The sequence below is a fragment of the Paenibacillus sp. P4_A7 genome, from assembly GCF_056402455.1.
This window is the reverse complement of the sequence record NZ_JBFUHJ010000914.1, coordinates 1-622: the sequence shown is the minus strand read 5'-3', so window position 1 is coordinate 622 and position 622 is coordinate 1. Positions and strand designations below refer to the sequence as shown.

Annotated in this window: 1 pseudogene; it reads left to right on the top strand. The window is 39.3% G+C overall.

Going from position 1 to position 622, the window contains the following annotated elements:
- Window positions 1-60 precede the first annotated feature (60 nt).
- Window positions 61-454, top strand: a pseudogene (locus AC1DWN_RS34905) (DsrE/DsrF/DrsH-like family protein).
- Window positions 455-622: the final 168 nt, after the last annotated feature.

Here is a 622-nt window from a genome sequence, read left to right as displayed (position 1 = left end):
GGACAGGCCCTACTGAGAAAAATAATTAAGTAAAACTAACTTAAATGGAAGGTATTTATGATGAAAACAAAAGTAGCAATTATCGCAAGCAACGGTGGAATGTTCGATGCTTATAAAGTATTTAATATCGCAACTGCATCGGCGGCAACAGATGCTGAAGTGGCCATATTCTTTACCTTTGAAGGACTGAGCCTCATACACAAACAAGCGCATCTCACACTGCCTTTACCGGATGGAAAAGAGCATTTTGCAGAAGGGTTTAAAAATGCCAACGTACCTTCGATTCCTGAGCTCGTTGCCATATCGCAGGAGCTGGGCGTCAAGWTTATTGCCTGAGATGACTATGGATGTTATGAACTTGAAGAAAGTAGATTTAATTGATGGAATTGAAGTTGGCGGTGCCGTTACGTTCCTTGATTTTGCTAAGGACGCCAGTATATCTTTATCATTCTAAATCATTTAAAGGGGGATTCATGTTATGAACACGTCTGCAGTAATTAATCCAATGACAGCTGGTGAATTGGCTGAACAGGTAATAAATAGGCAAGAGCTTTTTATTTTAGATGTTCGGAACGAGAGTGATTTTAAAGATTGGAAAATTGAAGGGCATAAGATTGATGTC